The following is an 18,784-nucleotide window of genomic DNA, read 5'->3' as shown; positions in this document are numbered from 1 at the left end:
ATGGCACCCGACACCCAGACCCTGCTGAGCAACGATGCCGACAGCCAGTTGCGTCAGCTCTACGAGGACATGCGACCCCGGCATCTCTATCCCTTGTGGGAGGTGCTGGGCGCGCTGGTCACCCCGACGCCGCGCGGGCCGGCGCTGGCGACGAAATGGGACTATGCCGGCGCGCGGGCCCATCTGATGCGGGCCGGCGACCTGATCAGCGCGGAGAAGGCCGAGCGTCGCGTGCTGATCCTGGAGAATCCGGGAACGCCCGGCACCGCCGGCATCACCACCAGCCTCTATGCCGGGCTGCAACTGATCCTGCCCGGCGAGGTGGCGCCCTGCCATCGTCACAGCCAGTGCGCGCTGCGCTTCGTGATGGAGGGGCACGGCGCCTACACCGCGCTGGACGGCGAGAAGGCGGTGATGGCTCCCTTCGACCTCGTCCTGACGCCGAACTGGCAGTGGCACGACCACGGCAATACCACCGACAAGCCGATGATCTGGCTCGACGGGCTGGACATCCCGACCGTGCGCCATTTCGACGCCAGTTTCGCCGAGCATCTCGGCCAGCCCGCCCATCCCGAGACGGTGCGTCCGGGTGACAGCCTCGCCCGTTACGGCCACAACATGCGGCCGATGCGCGGCACCGCCGCCGACCGCCGGCCGGCGCATCAGCCGCTGTTCCACTATCCGTACCCGCAATGGCGGGCCGGCCTCGACGCGCTGGCGGCGGCGGAGACGCCGGATCCGTGGGTCGGCCACGCGCTGGAATTCATCAATCCGGCCGATGGCGGGGCGGTGATGCCGACCATCTCCGCCCATGTCCGCCTGCTGCCGAAGGGGTTCGAGACCAGGCCGCGCCGCTCGACCGACGGCACCGTCCTCGTCGTGGTCGAGGGTCACGGCCATGCCCGGATCGGGGACAAGGAGTTCACCCTGTCGGAGCGTGATGTCGTCGTCGTGCCGAGCTGGCACGAGGTGACGATCCAGGCCGGCGGCGATCTGGTGCTGTTCGGCTATTCCGACCGCACCGCCCAGGAGAAGCTGGGCCTCTACCGCGAATTGCGCGCCTGACCCGTCACGGCGCGGCCAAGCCCTTCAGCGAAAGGGCGAACGGCCGGCGGTCCCGAGACAGCCGCCGGCCGGCCGGACAACGATCCGGACCGGACACCGAACATCATTGGGAGGGGCACATGCCCGGACAGCAGCACGTCATCGACGTGACCGCGGCGATCGAACGCGCGCGGTTTGGCCGGTTCCAGTTCCTGATCACCGCGCTGTGCGCGCTGATCGCGCTTCTGGACGGCTTCGACACCCAGGCCATCGCCTATGTGGCGCCGGTCATCGCCGAGCAATGGGGGATGAACGTCGCCGGCTTCGGCCCGATCTTCGGCGCCGGCCTCGCCGGCCTCACCGTCGGCGCCTTCATCCTCAGCCCGGCCGCCGACCGTTTCGGGCGCAAGAGCATCATCCTGCTCTCCATGCTGATCTTCGGCGTCTTCTCGCTGGTGACCGCCTGGGCCGGCACGATGAACGAATTGCTGCTCTATCGTTTCCTGACCGGCGTCGGGCTGGGCGGGGCGATGCCCAACATCATCGCGCTGACCTCCGAATATGCCCCGGCACGGCTGCGGGCGACGCTGGTCACCGTGATGTTCTGCGGCTTTCCCTTCGGCTCCACCGTCGGCGGCGTCATCAGCGCGCCGCTGATCGGTGCCTTCGGCTGGCCGTCGGTCTTCATCATCGGCGGCATCGCCCCGTTGGCCGTGCTGATGGTTCTGATCGCCTTCCTGCCGGAGTCGGTGCGCTATCTGGTCGCCAGCAACGCCCCGCGGGAGCGGATCGCCGCGATCCTCCGGCGTCTCGACCCGGACAACGTCCCGCGCATCGAGGCGGCCAGCGGCTTCGTCCTGCATGAACCGAAGGCCGCCGGCTTCACCGTCGCCAAGCTGTTCCAGGATGGGCGGGCCCGCACCACCCTCCTGCTGTGGGCGGCCTTCTTCATGAACCTGCTGGTCATGTATTTCCTGGTCAACTGGCTGCCGTCGCTGCTGCGCGCCAGCGGCATGCCGATCGGTACCGCGATCCTGTCGACCGCCGTGCTGAATCTCGGTGGTGTGGTCGGTGCCATAGCATTGGGCCGCATGATCGACCGGATGAACCCGTATCTGGTGCTGGGCAGCGCCTATGCCGCCTCGGCCCTGTTCATCGTCGGTGTCGCCTTCGGCGCGCATGACCTGTGGCTGTTGATGCCGGCGGTCTTCCTGGCGGGGTTCGGCGTCGTCGGCGCCCAGATCGGCATGAACGCGCTGGCCGCCGGCATCTATCCGACGGCGATCCGTTCGACCGGCGTGGGTTGGGCGCTCGGCATCGGCCGCATCGGGTCGATCATCGGCCCGGTCGCCGGCGGCGTGCTGCTCGGGGCCGGCTGGAGCGCCCAGGGCGTCGTGCTGGCCGCGGTCGCGCCGGCCCTTCTGGCGTCCCTGGCGGTCTTCGCCCTGCGCAGACACCGGATGCCGATGGGCGCCCTGGCGGTGTCCGCCACTCTGGCGCACTGAACGACGATCCTCCCCGATCGAAGCGATGGACGGCCGCCATCGGCGCGGCCGTCCATCTCATCGCCTCGCCTGGAACGTTCGGCGCGTTCCGGTCATGACTGTCGGCGGCTTTCCAGCGCCGCCAGGACCGCGGCGCTGGGAGCGGTCCAGCCGACGATGCCGCCCTGGGCGCGGATCATCGCCAGGGTCGCCGCCTTGAAGGCCGGGAAATAGCTGTCGGTGGCGTCTTCGACCAGCAGGCAGTCGAAACCACGGTCATTGGCCTCGCGCATGGTGGTCTGCACGCAGACCTCGGTGGTGACCCCGGCGAAGACGAGATGGCTGGTGCCGAGTCCGGCCAGCACGTCCGCCAGCGGCGTGGCGTAGAAGGCGCCCTTGCCGGGCTTCTCGATCACGATCTCGCCCGCCAACGGGGCCAGTTCCGGGATGATGTCGCTGCCGGGCTCTCCCGCAACCAGGATGCGGCCCATCGGCCCGGCATCGCCGATGCGCAGCGGCCCGCCGCCGCGGTTGAGCTTGGACGGCGGGCAGTCGGACAGGTCGGGCCGATGGACCTCCTTGGTGTGGATGACCGGCAGCCCATGGGCGCGGAAGGCGTCGAGCAGCGCGCGGGTCGGCGCCACCGACGGGCGCAGTTGCGTCACGTCGTTGCCCAAAGCCTCGCCGAAGCCACCGGGCTCCAGGAAATCGCGCTGCATGTCGATGACGATCAGCGCCGTCCGCGCCAAGGGAAAGCTGAAGGGGCAGGGCTGGGCGGGGAGCGTCAGCATGGCGGCGGTTCCATCCATAGTCAGTCCGTCATATCATCATCATGCTCAGTGGCCGGCCATGCGGCGTCCGATCACCGTCAGGTCGGCCGCGGCCGGGGTGGTCTCATGGACGATGGCGCCATGCGACATCACCACCAGCCGGTCGGACAGTTCCAGCAGCTCGTCGAGATCCTCGCTGACCAGCAGCACGGCGGTGCCGCGGTTGCGCGCCTCGACGATCTGGGCATGGATGTCGGCGACCGCGGCGAAGTCCAGGCCGAACACCGGATTGGCGGCGATCAGCACATCGACCTCGCGCGACAGCTCACGGGCCAGTACGGCGCGCTGGACGTTGCCGCCGGACAGGGTGGCGATCGGCGCATCCGGCCCGGTGGTCTTCACCCGGTAGCGGGCGATCAGGTCGAGCGCCGCGCGGCGCATCGCCGCCGGATCGAGCCACCAGCCGCCCAGCCAGCCGCCACCCCGGGTGATCGGCGGCTCGTCGAAGCTGCGGAAGGCCATGTTCTCCGCCACGCTCATGCCGGGCACGCAGGCGTTGCGCAGCGGCTCCTCCGGCAGGCAATGGACCTTGTGGCGCCGCATCTCCTCCCGCGTCGCCCGGTAGGGCTCGTCACCGACCTCCACGCTGCCGGCGGTGGCGGCGCGCTGGCCGGCCAGCACCTGCACCAGCTCGACCTGCCCGTTGCCGGACACCCCGGCGACCCCGACGATCTCGCCCATGCGCACCGTCAGATCGACGCCATGCAGCGCCGGCAGGCCGCCGTCGTCGTCGGCGCGCAGGCCGGATATCCGCAGCCGCGCCGCGCTTCCGGGCGGGCCGCGGCGTTCGACCGGCGCCGCCGTGCCGCCGTCGCCGATCATCAGCCGGGCGAGGCTGTCGGGCGTGTGGTCGGCGACCGCGCCCGCCCCGGCGAGCCGGCCGCGCCGCAGCACGGTCACATCGTCGGCGAAGGCCATCACCTCGCGGAACTTGTGGGTGATGATCAGCACGCTGAGCCGTCCGGCCAGCGCCATGCCGCGGATCAGCCCCAGCGTCTCGTCGGCCTCGTCCGGGGTCAGGACCGAGGTCGGCTCGTCGAGGATCAGCACGCGGGCGTCGAGGTAGAGCTGCTTGACGATCTCCGCCTTCTGCTTGTCGCCGGCGGCGAGCGTGGCGACCGGCGCGTCGACGTCGATGGTGAAGGGCATGGTGTCGAGGAAGGCGGCCAGCCGCCGCCGCTCCGCCCGCCAGTCGATCACGGCGGGGACGCTGGCCCGCGCCATCACCAGATTTTCCAGCACCGTCATGCGCGGCACCAGGGTGAAATGCTGGTAGACCATGCCCAGCCCGTGGATCTGGGCGGCGCGCGGGTCGCCGATCACCACCTCGCGGTCACCGACCACCACCGCGCCCTCGTCCGGCCGATGGAAGCCCATGATGCACTTCACCAGCGTGCTCTTGCCGGCGCCGTTCTCGCCGAGAAGGGCATGGACGGTGCCGGGGCGCAGCTTCAGTGACACGGTGTCGAGCGCGGTGAAGGCGCCGAACCGCTTGGTGATCGCAACCGCCTCCAGTCCGGGTGCCGGCGGGCCGTCGCTGGCAAGGCCAACGGGGATGGCGGGCGGCGACGGGACGATCCGGGACATCACGGTCATGGCAGCGCCTCGATCAAATCGCGGGAGTTGGCGACGGCGCCGAAGACGCCGCCCTGCATCGTCACCATCCTGACCGCCGCCGCGTGGTTGCCGGGATCGGTGGCGCCGCAGCAATCGGCCAGCAGCAGGCATTCGAAGCCGCGGTCGTTCGCCTCGCGCATCGTCGTGTGGACGCAGACATCGGTGGTGATGCCGGTCAGCACCAGATTGCGGATGCCGCGCGTCGTCAGGATCAGCTCCAGGTCGGTGGCGCAGAAGCTGCCCTTGCCCGGCTTGTCGATCACCGGTTCACCGGGCAGCGGCGCCAGGTCGGGGATGATCTCCCATCCCGGTTCGCCGCGGACCAGGATGCGGCCGCAGGGGCCGGGGTCGCCGATGCCGGCGCCGATCCGCCGCGACCGCCAGCGCTTGTTCGCCGGCAGGTCGGACAGGTCGGGCCGGTGCCCCTCGCGGGTGTGCAGGATGTGATAGCCGCCGGCCCGCATCGCCGCCAGCAGCGCCCGGATCGGCTCGATCGGCGCGCGGGTCAGGCTCAGATCGTAGCCCATGCTGTCGACATAGCCGCCGGTGCCGCAGAAGTCCGTCTGCATGTCGATGACGATCAGCGCGGTGTTGGCCGGCGTCAGGTCGCCGTTGTAGGGCCAGGGATAGGGGGCGGCCGGCACGAAACGTTCGGTCATGGCGGGTCTCCTATCGGGTGACGGACAGTTCGGCCGGCGCGCCGGCCAGCCGGTGGCGCGAGGACGAGGTGGCGATCATGATGGCGAGCGTCAGGACATAGGGTGCGGCATTGAACAGGTGGTAGCCCTGCGTCACCCCGACCGATTGCAGCGCAGGCCCCAGCGCCCCGGCTCCACCGAACAGCAGGGAGGCCCAGATGCACAGCACCGGGTCCCAGCGGGCGAAGATGACCAGCGCCACCGCGGTGATGCCCTGGCCGCTCGACAGCCGTTCGTTCCAACTGCCGGGGTAGGACAGCGACAGGAAGGAGCCGCCGACCCCGGCGAGGAAGCCGCCCGCCGCCGTGGCGAGCAGGCGCACCCGGTTGATCGGATAGCCCATGGCGCGGGCCGCCTCGGCGCTCTCGCCGACGATGCGCAGCACCATGCCCCAGCGCGTGGTGCGCAGCCCCCACAGCAGCAGCGGCGCCAGCGCCAGACCGGCCAGGAACAGCGGGTTGATGTCCAGCGCGGATCGCACCTGCGCCGAGCTGCTCCACCAGCCGAACGGGATGGACGGCAGTTGCGGCGCCTGTGGCTGGATGAAGGGCTTGCCGAGGAAGAAGGCGAGCCCGGTTCCCAGCAGCATCAGGGCGATGCCGACCGCGATGTCGTTCACCCGCTCCAGCGCGCAGATCGCCGCGTGCAGCGTGCCGAGCAGGGAGCCGGCCAGCCCGGCGACCAGCACCCCGGCCCACGGGTTGCCGGTCAGGTAGGCGGTGGCGTAGCCGCTCATGGCGCCCATCACCAGCGTGCCCTCCAGGCCGAGATTGATGCGGCCGCTCTTCTCCGTCAGGCATTCGCCGAGGCTGACGAACAGGAAGGGGGTGGAAACGCGGATGGCCCCGGCCAGCACCGCCAGCGGCACCCCCCACCATCCCAGCGACACTTGGTCCATGCTCAGGCCTCCTTGGGGGTGGGGTTGGCGGTGCCGGTGGGAAGGGCGAACAGGCGCAGGCGGCCCCGCATCGCCTCGCTCGCCAGCAGTACGACGAAGATGATGCCCTGAAGCACCAGGACCGAGGCGTCGGGCAGATCCAGCCGGCGTTGCAGCAGGCCGCCGCTGGCGCCGATGCCGCCGAACAGCACGGCGACCGGAATGACGGCCAGCGGGTTCTGCCGGGCGAGGAAGGCGACCAGGATGCCGGTGGAGCCGTAGCCGGCGACCAGCGAGGCGCTGGCCCGGCCATGCACCGCCGCGACCTCCACCATGCCGGCCAGCCCGGCCGCCGCCCCGGCCAGCGCGGTGGTGACGACCAGCAGCCGGCCGACCGGCAGCCCGGCCATCCGCGCCGCGCGCGGGTTGCCGCCGACCATGCGGGCGGCGAAGCCGAAGGTGGTCCGCCGCATCAGCACCCAGGCCGCCACCGCGCAGACGATGCCGACCACCAGCCCCCAATGGACGCTGCTGCCCGGCAATGTGCCGATCATGTAGGCGTCGGCCAGCGGCGGGGTGGAGGGCTTGTTGAGGCTGGACGGGTCCTTCAGCGGCCCTTCCACCATGTGGTTCAGCACGGCGATGGCGATGTAGGTCAGCAGCAGGCTGGAGATCGTCTCGTTGACGCCGCGCCACTGGCGCAGCGCCCCGGCCCCGCCGATCAGCAGCGCGCCGCCGGCCATGCCGGCCAGCGCCATCGCCGGCAGCACCAGCGCCGCCGGCGCGCCGTTCAGCGCCATGCCCGTCGCCGCCGCCGCCAGCGCCCCCAGCACCAGCGCGCCCTCGCCGCCGATGATCACCAGCCCGAGCTGGGCCGGCAGCGCCGTGCAGAGCGCGGCCAGGATCAACGGTGCCGCGCGGGTCAGCGTGTTCTGCCAGGAGAACCAGGTGCCGAAGGCGCCCCGGTACATCAGCTGGTACATCTCCACCGGATCGACCCCGGCCAGCGCCACGAAGGCGCCGAACAGGGCGAGCGACACCGCCACCGCCGCGACCGGCACCGCCAGGGCTGACAGGGTTGCGGACAGTCTGGTCACGGCACCGTGCAGGAACGGTCGCATCGGCGGCACTCCCGGCTATTCTGCTGCGGTCAGGAGAGGGCGGTCAGGAGATCGAGCCGGTCACGCCCTCGACCAGCCAGTTCATCGATTCCAGCGCGATGTCGGTCTGGCCGTGGCTCTTTCCCTCGGCGATCACGCTGTTGCCCTTGTTGTCCTTGATCGGTCCCTTGTAGATGACGAAGCTGCCATCCATGAATTTGGCCTTCACCTCGTCGGCGTGCTTGCGCGCGGCGTCGGACACCGCCGCACCATAGGGGGAGGTCTTGATGATGCCCTCCTTCAGCCCGCCGCGCACGAGGTTGGGCGGCGCGATCCCGCCCTGCGCCATCTTCACGAAGTCGGTATAGACCTTGGCCCAGTTCCATTCGGCGCCGGTCAGATAGCCCTTGGGCGCCAGCGTCGCCTGGCTGGCATGGTAGCCGGTGCAGAAGACGCCGCGCTTCTCGGCGGTCTCGACGATCACCTTGGGGCTGTCGACATGGCAGGTCAGAACGTCGGCGCCCTGGTCGATCAGGCTGTTGGCCGCCTCCGCCTCCTTGACCGGCATCGACCAGTCGCCGGTGAACACCACCGCCGTGGTGATGGCAGGGTCGACGGAGCGGGCGCCCAGCGTGAAGGAGTTGATGTTGCGCAGCACCTGCGGGATCGGCTTGGCGGCGACGAAGCCCAGCTTCTTCGACTTGCTGGCATAGGCGGCGACGATGCCCGACAGATATTCGGCCTCGTCGATGTAGCCGAAATAGCTGCCGACGTTGGTCGGGTGCTTGCCCGGCGTCCACAGCCCGCCGCAATGCAGGAAGGTCAGGTCGGGATGCTTCTTCGCCTCCTTCAGAACATAGGGGTCGAAATAGCCGAAGGAGGTCGGGAACAGCAGCGAGGCGCCGTCGAGGTTGATCATGCTCTCCATGCTGTTCTCGACGTCGATGGTTTCGGCGACCTTCTCCTCCTCCAGCACCTTGACGCCGGGCATCGCCTTGACGGCGGCGGCCCCTTCGGCATGGGCCTGATTGTAGCCGTAATCGTCGCGCGGGCCGACATAGAGGAACCCGATCACCAGGGTCTTCGCCATCGCCGGCGTCCAGGGCAGACCGGCGCCGAGCGCCCCCAGCCCACCGGCCGCCGTCATCGTCTTCAGGACGGAGCGGCGGGAAAAGCGCAATGCGTTGCCCATGGTGCATACCCCTTGTCGTGTGGTGCAGGTTTGCCGGGAGCATCCGCAAAACCTGTGCCAGGGGAGGGCGGGGCGGTGACGGTGGCTGGAATCCGGCCAGATTGCATTCAAGAACGCTGTTTGGTCAGCCTATGGACGCGTTCGCCTGCCTGTTTTTAACGTCTTTACATCGGAATCTGCCTGCAAAACGATCAGTACCGTCCCATTCCCATTATCATCGGGCAGTGTTGCAGGCAGTGACGAATCCATATAATGTTGATTTATATTGATATTTTCTGGGTTATCACTCTGTCTGGTTTGCATGCATTCGTGCATGCAAGATGGCGTATACACCGCCCGGTCAGCCGGCCGATCGTCCGACATATCCGGCCGAGGCGTCGCCGACCGTGGTGACGTGCAGGCGCAAGGCGTGATAGGCCGCCTCGCCGTCGCGATGCAGGATGGCGCGCACCACCGCATCATGCTCCAGCCAGGACAGCGACAGCCGGCCGGTGACGCGGAATTGGGCACGGCGGAACGGGCGCAGGCGCTGGCGGATCGCCTGGGCGGTCTCCTGCATGTAATCATTGTGCGCCCCGGCATAGATGGCGGAATGGAACCGGGTGTTCATGCCGTCATAGCCCTCGCGGTCGCCGGCGCGGGCCAGTGCCCCGGCCTCGGCATGCAGGGCGGCCAACCGCCCGCGCTCCTCCTCCGTCATCCGCAGTGCCGCGAACCGGGCGCAGGCCGCCTCGATCTCGCCCATCACCTCGAACATCTCGGCCAGCCGTTCCGGGGTGATGGAGGTGACGACGACGCCCTTGTTGGGGCGCACCTGGACCAGCCCGGTCGCGGCCAGCAGCTTGAACGCCTCGCGCACCGGGGTGCGGGAGACGCCGAAGCGGGCGGCCAGTTCATGCTCGTCCAGGCGGATGCCGGGCAGCAGGCGGCCATCCAGGATGTCGTCGGCCAAGTGCCGCCGCAGGGTTTCCGCCAGCGTGCCGCGCGACTGGCGGTCCAGCGGCTCGGCGGCATCGTCCTGTTCCAGGCGTAAACCGGGTTCAGCCTGCAAGCTCATGACTGGGTGTATCCTCGTCCCGCGGATCCGGCGCCCGGACGCCGTCGTCCGGGTGCGCCGCCGTGGTATACATGGGATGCGCGCGATGGTTCCAGCCTTGCGTATCGCCGCAGCCAGTCCGTGCGGCGCAGGGGACGGCGCAGGGGGCGGCGCGGTGCCGGAGGCCGGGCCGTCAAGGCGCCGGTTCCAGGCTGACATGGGCGGCGACGATCCGCCAGCCCTCGGCCATCCGCACCCAGCTCTGGCTCTGCCAGCCGACGCGGCCGGTGGCGGTGCGGCGATAGGCGCACAGCGCGGTGGCGAAGCGGTCGCCGAAGCTGGTGATCACCACGCTCTCCAGCACGCGGGCGAGGCCCGATACGTCGCGCCCGCTGCGGAAGGCGGCGATGGCGTCGAAGCCGTAGGCCGGACCGTCGGCGCCGAAGCGTACCGTGCGCGGATCCCGCCAGAACAGCGCGTTCAGGGTGGCGACGTCGTTGGTCATCAGCGCCGCCTCGTAACGCTCGAACGCCGCCGTCACCGCGGCGACCACCTCGGGCCGGTTGACCTCCATATCGTCCATCGCGCTGTCCTGCGGATCCATGATCATTCGTCCTTTCCATCAGCAAACAGGTGGCGTCCCGCCATATTGCATGCAAGACTGCATGCAAGCCAGCTTCGGCCACCCCACTCATCGCATTTGTCCCAGCGCTCTTTCGACGGGAGTCCCTGCCGCATGACCGATCCCGAGTTCGACCCGCTTCGCCATATGGAGACGATGGCTCCCGCCTGCGGGCTGGTTATCGCCGACGCCCACAAGCCGGGGGTGGCGGCTTTCCTGACGCTGGCCCGCGGCATGGCCGCGGCGCTGATGGCCGCCCCGCTGGCCGACGACGCGCTCGACCCCGCCCCGGTGTTCCGGCCCGGCCCCGCGGCGTCGGGTGACGCATGAGCGCCGGCATCCTGGCGCGGCCCGCCTGGGAGATCGCCGCGGCGGTGCGTGGCGGCGGCCTGTCCGCCACCGCCGTCACCGAGGCGGCGCTGGACCGCATCGCGCGGCTGAACCCGGTGCTGAACGCCTTCACCGACGTCACCGCCGACCGCGCCCGGCGGGAGGCGGCGGAGCTTGACGCGCGCATCGCCGCCGGGGCCGATCCCGGCCCGCTCGCCGGGGTGCCGGTGGCGGTCAAGAACCTGTTCGACATCGGCGGGCTGCCGACCCGCGCCGGCTCGCGCATCAATCGGGACCGTCCGCCGGCCACGGCCGACGCCGTGCTGCTGCGACGGCTGACGGCGGCCGGCGCGGTGCTGGTCGGTGGCCTCAACATGGGCGAATACGCCTATGACTTCACCGGCGAGAACGCCCATGACGGCGCCTGCCGTAACCCGCATGACCCGTCGCGGATGGCCGGCGGCTCGTCGTCGGGTTGCGGCGCGGCGACGGCGGCCGGGCTGGCGCCGCTGTCGCTGGGGTCCGACACCAACGGGTCGATCCGGGTGCCGTCCTCGTTCTGCGGCATCTTCGGGTTGAAGCCGACCTACGGGCGGCTGACCCGGCATGGCAGCTTCCCCTTCTGCGACAGCCTGGACCATCTCGGTCCCTTCGCCCGCTCGGTGCGCGATCTGGCGCTGGCCTATGATGTGCTGCAAGGGCCGGCCGAGGGCGACCACGCCTGCGCCGGCCGGCCGGTGGAGCCGGCGCTGCCCGCGCTCGACGCGTCCGGCCTGGATGGGCTGCGCATCGCCGTCGCCGGCGGTTATTTCGCGCGCGGCGGCCAGCCGGAGGCGCATGACGCCGTGGCGCGCGCCGCCCAAGCGCTCGGCACCGACCGGGTGGTCGAGTTGCCGGGGGCGGAGCTTGGCCGGGCGGCGGCCTACATCATCACCAACGCCGAAAGCTCCGCCTTCCATCTGGAGCGGCTGCGGACGCGGGCCGGCGACTTCGATCCCGACACCCGCGACCGCTTCCTCGCCGGCGCCTTGCTGCCGGCGGCCTGGTACGTCCAGGCGCAGCGGGTGCGGCGCTGGTATCATGACCGGGTGATGGCGCTGTTCCGCGAGGTCGACGTGCTGCTGGCCCCGGCCACCCCCTGCACGGCGCCGCTGGTCGGGCGGAAGACGATGGTGCTGGACGGCCGCGAGATGCCGGTGCGCCCGCATCTCGGCCTGTTCACCCAGCCGATCTCCTGCATCGGCCTGCCGGTCTGCGCCGTGCCGATGGCGCCGCCTGGCGCGCCGCCCATCGGCATCCAGGTCATCGCCGCCCCCTGGCGCGAAGAGACCTGCCTGAGGGTCGCCGCCGAACTGGAACGGCTCGGCCTTGCCCAGGCACCGCTGGCCGAGCCTGTCGGCCTCTGAACCGTCACCTGTCCGCCCACCGATCCAGGAGCTTTCCCATGTCCACGCTCGCCCCCAGCGCCGCCGACGGTCGCGGCCCCCTCCGTCTCGATCTCGCCTCGCTGGGCGCGGCATACCGTGACGGGACGCTGACACCGGGCGTCGTCGTCCGCGCCGTGCTGGACCGCATCGCGGCGGCGGGCGAGGATCATGTGTGGATTTACCGGGTGCCGGACGCCGACCTGCTGGCGCGGGCGGCGGCGCTGGAGGCGCTGACACCGGCGGAGCGGGCGGCGCTGCCGCTCTATGGCGTTCCCTTCGCGGTGAAGGACAACATCGATGTCGCCGGCCTGCCGACCACCGCCGCCTGTCCGGAATACACCTACACCGCGACCGACACGGCGACGGCCGTGCAACGCCTGCTCGACGCCGGGGCGATTCTGGTCGGCAAGGCCAACCTCGACCAGTTCGCCACCGGGCTGGTCGGCGTCCGCTCGCCCTACGGCGTCGCGCGCAACCCGATCGACCCGCTGTGCGTTCCCGGCGGCTCCAGCTCCGGATCGGCGGTGGCGGTGGCGTCGGGGCTGGTCGGCTTCGCGCTGGGCACCGACACCGCAGGGTCGGGCCGGGTCCCGGCCGCCTTCACCAACATCGTCGGGCTGAAGCCGACCAAGGGGCTGGTCAGCACCGCCGGGGTGGTCCCGGCCTGCCGTTCGCTGGATTGCGTATCGGTCTTCGCCCTGACGGTGGAGGACGCGATGGACGTGCTGGCGGTGATGGCGGCACCCGATCCGCTCGACGCCTACAGCCGGGCGGCGCCACCGGTCCCGGCCGCCCTGCGCGCGCCCTTCCGCTTCGGCGTTCCGCAGGCCGACCAGCTCCGCTTCTTCGGCAACGTGGAGGCCGAGCGGCTTTACCGCGAGGCGCTTGACCGGTTGACGGGGCTGGGCGGCGTGGCTGTGCCGGTCGACTTCGCCCCCTTCGCCGAGACGGCGGCCCTGCTCTACAGCGGCCCCTGGGTGGCGGAGCGTACGGCGGCGGTGGGCGAGTTTCTGGCGGATTACACCGATGCCGGGCTCGCGGTGACCCGCGGCATCATCGAAGGCGGCCACAAGCACGACGCGGTGGACTGCTTCCGGGCCATGTACCGGCTGGAGGCTCTGCGCCGCGACACCGCGGCGGTGTGGGACGCCATCGACCTGCTGGCGGTGCCGACCACCGGAACGATCTACACGGTGGCGGAGGTGATGGCCGATCCCGTCGCGCTCAACACCAACCTCGGCACCTACACCAACTTCACCAATCTGCTGGACCTGTGCGGCATCGCCATTCCCAGCGGCTTCCAGGCGGATGGCCGGCCGGCCGGGCTGACGCTGCTCGCCCCCGCCTTCCGCGAAGCCGCCGTCGCCACGGTGGCGGCCGCCGCGCACCGGGCGGCGGGGGTGGCGATGGGGGCGACCGGGCTGCCGCTGCCGCCGGCCCGGCCGCCGTCCCATGGTGGGGCGGGGCTGCTTCCGTTGCTGGTGGTGGGAGCGCATCTGAGCGGCCAGCCGCTGAACCGGCAACTGACAGACCTCGGCGGACGGCTGGCCGGGACGGTGACGACGGCGCCGCACTACCGCCTCCACGCCCTGCCGGGGGAGCCGGCGCGGCCCGGCATGCTGCGGGTGGCGGCCGGCGGCCGGGCCATTGCCGGCGAGCTGTGGGAGTTGACGCCGGAAGCTTTCGGCCGCTTTGTCGCCGGGCTGCCGCGGCCGCTGTGCATCGGCTCGGTCGAACTGGCCGACGGCCGCAAGGTCAGCGGCTTCCTGTGCGAGGCGGCCGACATCGCCGATGCCCCGGAGATTTCCGAATATGGCGGCTGGCTGGCCTATCTGGCCCGGTGATCCGGGGCCGGTGGCATGCTTATGTCAGCGGCCGGAACCGCGGCGGGCCAGCGTGATGCCGGCCAGCGCCAGCCCGCCGCCGAGCCACTGGAGCGGACCCAGGGCCTCGCCGAACAGCATCCAGGCCAACCCTGCCGCCGCGACCGGTTGGATCAGCAGGCCGATGGAGGAGAAGGTGACCGGCAGATGGGCCAGCGCATGGGTGATCAGGCCCTGGCCGATGACATGGCAGGCGACGCCAAGCGCCAGGACCACGGCCCAGCCCCAGGCGGTGGCGGGCAGCAGCGGGCCGCCTTCGATCCAGGCGGCGGCCGCCAGCACCAGGGCGGCGGCGGCGCTCGATCCCGCCATGATGACGCTGGTCGAATGGCCGGCCCGCAGGCGCTTCACCGCCATCAGGTAGACGGCGTAGAAGGCGGCGGTGCCGACCGCGACGGCGTCGCCGCGCCATTGCCCCTCCGCCGCACTTCCCACCGGCGCGACCAGCCCGCCCTCGACCAGCCCGCCCCCGATCAGCAGCGCCATGCCGGACAGCGACACCGCGAGGGCGACGATCAGGCCGAGGCCGATCCGCTCGCCGAACAGCAGCCAGCCGAACAGGGCGACGAAGACCGGCGCGCAGTTGTTGAACAGCGTCGCCTTGGCCACCGAGGTCATGGTGATGCTGAGATGCCAGAGTGCCAAATCTCCCGCCAGCATCATCCCGGCCAGCCCCATCAGCGCCATGTCTGCGGGGGTGACGGGCCTGCCTGCGGCTGGTGTGCCTGCGGCTGGTTTGCCTGCGGCTCTGGGCGCCTCGCGTTCGGCGAGCATGCCGAGCCAGAAGAAGGGCAGCGCGATGACCAGACGGTGGAAGGCGGTGGCGACCGGCTCCAGTTCGCTGACCCGCACCAGGATGGGGGCGAGCGCGATGGCGAGCGCGCCCGCCAGCAGGGACGCCAGCGCCGGGTTCGTCCCGGCGCGCGACGGACCGGCGGTCACGATGGAAGTGGTGGGCATCGAAAACGCTCCTGCGTCTGTCCTGGTCAGGGGCGCGCATCCACCGGCCCGATGGGGATGGTCGGGTCCTGTTTTGAAACCATGGGCGGGGTGGAGCGGTTCACTGCGTCGTGGTGAGCGGACTGTAGCGTCATTCGGGTGGTCTTAAATTTCTAATTCCGCCACCGGATTTGCCATGATGGAAAATTGACGATGGGAGGCGCGCCCCCCATAAGTGTGAAATCGCTTCGCACGGGCAATCGCCTCATGCCGGACATCGAACTCGACCGTATCGACCGCAAGATCATCAAGCTGCTTCAGGGGAACAGCCAGATCACCAACCTGGAGCTTGCCGACGCGGTCGCGGTGTCGCCGCCCACCTGCCTGCGCCGGGTCCGGCGGTTGCGCGAGGCCGGGGTGATCACCAGGGATGTCGCGATCGTCGATCCCGGCAAGCTCGGCGGCCATATCCAGCTGATCGTCAGCGTCGAGCTGAAGGGTGATGACCGGGTGTTGATGGATGCCTTCGAGAAGACCATCCACGCCCAGGACTGCGTGATGCAGTGCTATCTGGTCACCGGATCGACCGACTATGTTCTGGTGCTCTGCGTCAGGAGCATGACCGAATTCGAGGAATTCGCGCGGACGGCGCTCTACGCCAGCCCGCTGGTCCGGCGCTTCATCACCCACACGGTGATCAGCCGGGTCAAATACGAGACCAGAATCCCCATCGACGACTGATCGGGGGCTGATTGGTGGTGCCGATCGGGGTGGCCTGACGCCGTCGCCGACGGATGGTGTCGGCCGCCGCACAAGGCGAAACAAGACGAAGCAAGGCGGGCGTGAAGCCTGACATGTCAGACTTCACGCCCGATGGTTCGGCGCGGAACATGGTCCCTGGAGACCGGGGCCTCGGGCGTCCGCTCTTACGCCTCGGTCAGGACCATCGGCTGCCGGGCCTGGACTTCGCCGGAGAGATCCGGGCGGGTCGGCCGTTCGACCCAGGAGATGCGCAGGATGTTGGTCGATCCCGGCATGCCGAACGGCACGCCGGCGGTGATGACCAGCCGCTGCCCCTCCTCCGCCAGCCCATGGACATAGGCCAGCCGCGCCGCCTTGTGCACCATGTCGGAGAAGTTCTGCACATCCTCCGTCAGCACGGCATGGACGCCATAGGCCAGCACCAGGCGGCGGGCGATGGTGGGCCGTTCGGTCAGGCAGAGGATCGGCACTTCAGGCCGCTCGCGCGCCGCCCGCAGCGTGGTGGAGCCGCTGGTGGTATAGGTGGCGATGGCCGCCGCCTTGACCGTGTGGGCGACCTGACGGGCGGCGGCGGTGATGGCGTCCGAGTCCGTCTGTTCCGGGTCGGCATGCTGGGCGTCCATCATGGTGCGATAGAGCGGATCGCCCTCCACCCGCCGCGCGATGCGGTCCATGATCGACACCGCCTCAACCGGATAGTCGCCCGAGGCGGTCTCCGCCGACAGCATCACGGCATCGGCGCCGTCGAACACGGCGGTGGCGACATCCGACGCCTCGGCCCGTGTCGGGGCGGGGGCGGAGATCATCGATTCCAGCATCTGGGTGGCGACGATCACCGGCTTGCCGGCCAGACGGGCGGACCGGATGATCCGCTTCTGGATCGACGGCACATCCTCCGGCGGCATCTCGACGCCCAGATCGCCGCGCGCGACCATGACGCCGTCCGACATCTCGACGATGCGGTCCAGATGCTGGATCGCCTGCGGTTTCTCCAGCTTCGACATCAGGGCGGCGCGGCCGTCGATCAGCTTGCGCGCCTCCGCCACATCCTCCGGCCGCTGGACGAAGCTGAGCGCCACCCAGTCCACCTCCTGGCCGAGGGCGAAATCCAGGTCGGTGCGGTCCTTGGCGGTCAGCGGCGACAGCGGCAGCACCACGCCGGGGACGTTGACGCCCTTGCGGTCGGACAGTTTCGTCCCCGAAACCACCACCGTCTCGGCGAAATCGGCGCCGCAGGCGGTCACCCGCAGCCGCACCTTGCCGTCGTCCAGCAGCAGTTCGGCATCGGGCACCAGGGCGGCGAAGATCTCCGGATGGGGCATGCCGACGCGGCGGGCGTCACCCGGCTCCGCCAGCAGGTCGAGGCGGAAGGACTGGCCCGGGGTCAGCGTCACCGGCCCCTCGGCGAAGCGGCCCAGCCGCAGCTTCGGCCCCTGCAGGTCGGCCATGATGGCGACGGGGCGGCCGGTCTCCTCCTCCAGCGCGCGGATGGCGCGGACGCGCTCGCCATGGTCCTGGTGGCTGCCATGGCTGAAATTCAGGCGGAAGACATCGACGCCGGTCTCGAACAGGCGGCGGATCATCTCGGGCGAGGAGGAGGACGGACCCAGCGTGGCGACGATCTTCGTCTGCCGGTAACGGCGGATCGGCTTGGCGATGCTCATGACGGAAGGGACTCCGGGGGGAAGAGGAAGGGGAGCGTGCGGGACGGGCAGGGGGAGGGTGGCGGGCGCGCCGCCCTATCAGGCCACCCCGAAGCGGTAGACGATGGACCCGGTGGTCCATTGGCCGGGACGCAGCACGGTCGAGGGGAAGGAGGTCCAGAAGGAGGGAATGTTGACGGAATTCGGGAATTTCGACGGTTCGGCGCAGAAGCCGCTGTGTTTGGTGTAGAGGATGCCGCCCTTGCCGACGTCGCGTGGGGCTTTGCCCTCCAGGAAATTGCCGGTGTAGAGTTGCAGGCCGGGTTCGGTGGACAGCACCTCCAGCGTCCGGCCGCTGGCCGGGTGCAGGAAGCGCGCCTGCAGGACCGGCGCCTGTCCGGTGGCGCCCTCCGCCGGCCCGTCGGTCACGTAATGCAGGTCATAGCCGTGGCCCTGCCTCAGCATGCGGTCGTCGGCGCCGATACGGGCGCCCAGCGCCGTCGGGGCGCGGAAGTCGTGCGGCGTGCCGGCGACCTCCACCATCTCGCCGGTCGGCACCCCACTGTCGGACAGCGCCAGATAGCGCCGGGCCGGGATCGTCGCGACATGGTCGAGGATCGACGACCCGAGATCGCCCGACAGGTTGAAGAAGGTGTGGTCGGTGAAGTTGGCGATGGTGGTCCTATCGGCCGCCACTGCGGTCCAGGCGATGGTCAGGGCGTCGTCGTCGCCGAGGCTGTAGACCAGCCGCAGCGGCAGGGTGCCGGGAACGCCCTCCTCCCCATCCTGGAAGACATAGGTCAGTTCCAGGCTGGCGCCGTCGATCTGGCGGGCGTCGAAGACGCGGAAGCGCGATCCGCGCTGGCCGCCATGCAGGGTGTTGGGCGGACTGTTCACCGCGGCCTGATGGGCCACCCCGTCGAGCGTGAAGCGCCCGCCGTCGATGCGCCCGCAATAGCGCCCGATGAAGGACCCCATGGAGGCCTGCCCGCCCATCACGCCGGCGATCCCGTCATAGCCCTGGACTACGTCGCCCAGCGCGCCGTCGCGGTCGGGGACCAGGATCTGTTCGATCTTGGCGCCGTAATTGGTGATGCGCGCCACCATGCCGCGCCCGTTGCGCAGGGTGAACAGATCCACCGGCTTGCCGTCGATGGTGGCGGAGAAATCCTCGCGCCGGAGGTCGGTATGGGTCACCATGGTCCAGGCAGTCCTGTGGGAAAAAAGTTAGCAAAAGCCGAGAAGCAGCAGCCCCAGGATCAACACCGCGCGCAGGAGCAGCGCCGTCTCCAACGGGTCC

At 70.2% G+C, this 18,784-nt stretch carries 17 protein-coding genes; 6 read left to right on the top strand and 11 right to left on the bottom strand.

The features are described from left to right. On the top strand, positions 1 to 1,065 hold the full coding sequence (gtdA, locus tag AZL_RS20225) for a gentisate 1,2-dioxygenase (RefSeq protein ID WP_012976327.1): 1,065 nt from the start codon (positions 1 to 3) through the stop codon (positions 1,063 to 1,065). A 119-nt stretch (positions 1,066 to 1,184) separates the two neighbouring features. After that, on the top strand, positions 1,185 to 2,549 hold the full coding sequence (locus AZL_RS20220; protein WP_012976326.1) for an MFS transporter: 1,365 nt from the start codon (positions 1,185 to 1,187) through the stop codon (positions 2,547 to 2,549). Positions 2,550 to 2,641: 92 nt separating this feature from the next. On the opposite strand, the gene AZL_RS20215 is transcribed toward AZL_RS20220, so the two are convergent. The 8 genes from AZL_RS20215 to hpxZ form a co-directional block, all read right to left on the bottom strand. Then, the gene (locus tag AZL_RS20215; protein WP_042444339.1) at positions 2,642 to 3,319 is read right to left on the bottom strand and encodes a cysteine hydrolase family protein; all 678 of its coding nucleotides are present in this window, start codon (positions 3,317 to 3,319) and stop codon (positions 2,642 to 2,644) included. 45 nt (positions 3,320 to 3,364) lie between these two features. Then, complete coding sequence (locus tag AZL_RS20210; protein ID WP_247894424.1) at positions 3,365 to 4,945, bottom strand: ABC transporter ATP-binding protein; 1,581 nt, start codon at positions 4,943 to 4,945, stop codon at positions 3,365 to 3,367. A gap of 5 nt (positions 4,946 to 4,950) precedes the next feature. Then, positions 4,951 to 5,634 (bottom strand): biuret amidohydrolase, encoded by a 684-nt coding sequence (locus AZL_RS20205; RefSeq protein ID WP_012976323.1) that lies wholly within the window; start codon positions 5,632 to 5,634, stop codon positions 4,951 to 4,953. A gap of 10 nt (positions 5,635 to 5,644) precedes the next feature. Then, the gene (locus AZL_RS20200) at positions 5,645 to 6,571 is read right to left on the bottom strand and encodes an ABC transporter permease (protein WP_012976322.1); all 927 of its coding nucleotides are present in this window, start codon (positions 6,569 to 6,571) and stop codon (positions 5,645 to 5,647) included. 2 nt (positions 6,572 to 6,573) lie between these two features. Next, positions 6,574 to 7,671 (bottom strand): ABC transporter permease, encoded by a 1,098-nt coding sequence (locus AZL_RS20195; protein ID WP_042444337.1) that lies wholly within the window; start codon positions 7,669 to 7,671, stop codon positions 6,574 to 6,576. A 43-nt stretch (positions 7,672 to 7,714) separates the two neighbouring features. After that, on the bottom strand, positions 7,715 to 8,842 hold the full coding sequence (locus AZL_RS20190) for a BMP family ABC transporter substrate-binding protein (protein WP_012976320.1): 1,128 nt from the start codon (positions 8,840 to 8,842) through the stop codon (positions 7,715 to 7,717). A gap of 340 nt (positions 8,843 to 9,182) precedes the next feature. Further along, complete coding sequence (locus AZL_RS20185; RefSeq protein ID WP_012976319.1) at positions 9,183 to 9,899, bottom strand: GntR family transcriptional regulator; 717 nt, start codon at positions 9,897 to 9,899, stop codon at positions 9,183 to 9,185. 172 nt (positions 9,900 to 10,071) lie between these two features. Beyond that, complete coding sequence (gene hpxZ / locus AZL_RS20180; protein ID WP_012976318.1) at positions 10,072 to 10,461, bottom strand: oxalurate catabolism protein HpxZ; 390 nt, start codon at positions 10,459 to 10,461, stop codon at positions 10,072 to 10,074. Positions 10,462 to 10,614: 153 nt separating this feature from the next. Between hpxZ and AZL_RS20175 the strand changes: the two genes are divergently transcribed. The 3 genes from AZL_RS20175 to atzF are packed head-to-tail and all read left to right on the top strand — an operon-like array spanning position 10,615 to position 14,101. Next, positions 10,615 to 10,830, top strand: a complete 216-nt coding sequence (locus AZL_RS20175) for an AtzG-like protein (protein ID WP_042444335.1) — start codon at positions 10,615 to 10,617, stop codon at positions 10,828 to 10,830. After that, positions 10,827 to 12,236 (top strand): AtzE family amidohydrolase, encoded by a 1,410-nt coding sequence (locus AZL_RS20170; RefSeq protein WP_012976317.1) that lies wholly within the window; start codon positions 10,827 to 10,829, stop codon positions 12,234 to 12,236. The genes AZL_RS20175 and AZL_RS20170 overlap by 4 nt, the downstream gene beginning before the upstream one ends. Before the next feature lie 38 nt (positions 12,237 to 12,274). After that, a complete protein-coding gene (gene atzF / locus AZL_RS20165; protein WP_012976316.1) occupies positions 12,275 to 14,101 on the top strand; it encodes an allophanate hydrolase in 1,827 nt (608 codons plus the stop codon). Positions 14,102 to 14,125: 24 nt separating this feature from the next. On the opposite strand, the gene AZL_RS20160 is transcribed toward atzF, so the two are convergent. Further along, positions 14,126 to 15,100 (bottom strand): DMT family transporter, encoded by a 975-nt coding sequence (locus AZL_RS20160; protein ID WP_012976315.1) that lies wholly within the window; start codon positions 15,098 to 15,100, stop codon positions 14,126 to 14,128. Between the two features lie 246 nt (positions 15,101 to 15,346). Between AZL_RS20160 and AZL_RS20155 the strand changes: the two genes are divergently transcribed. After that, complete coding sequence (locus AZL_RS20155; RefSeq protein WP_042444669.1) at positions 15,347 to 15,820, top strand: Lrp/AsnC family transcriptional regulator; 474 nt, start codon at positions 15,347 to 15,349, stop codon at positions 15,818 to 15,820. A gap of 185 nt (positions 15,821 to 16,005) precedes the next feature. Here AZL_RS20155 and pyk read toward each other — a convergent pair whose 3' ends face one another. Both pyk and AZL_RS20145 read right to left on the bottom strand, forming a co-directional pair. Beyond that, positions 16,006 to 17,505 carry a pyruvate kinase gene (gene pyk / locus AZL_RS20150; RefSeq protein ID WP_012976313.1) on the bottom strand — a complete coding sequence of 500 codons (1,500 nt, stop codon included), beginning with the start codon at positions 17,503 to 17,505 and terminating at the stop codon, positions 16,006 to 16,008. 78 nt (positions 17,506 to 17,583) lie between these two features. Then, a complete protein-coding gene (locus AZL_RS20145) occupies positions 17,584 to 18,684 on the bottom strand; it encodes an aldose epimerase family protein (RefSeq protein WP_012976312.1) in 1,101 nt (366 codons plus the stop codon). Positions 18,685 to 18,784 lie beyond the last annotated feature (100 nt).

Origin of the sequence: Azospirillum sp. B510 (assembly GCF_000010725.1) — a bacterium.
Taxonomy (GTDB): domain Bacteria; phylum Pseudomonadota; class Alphaproteobacteria; order Azospirillales; family Azospirillaceae; genus Azospirillum; species Azospirillum lipoferum_B.
This window is presented reverse-complemented; position numbering and strand designations above follow the sequence as displayed.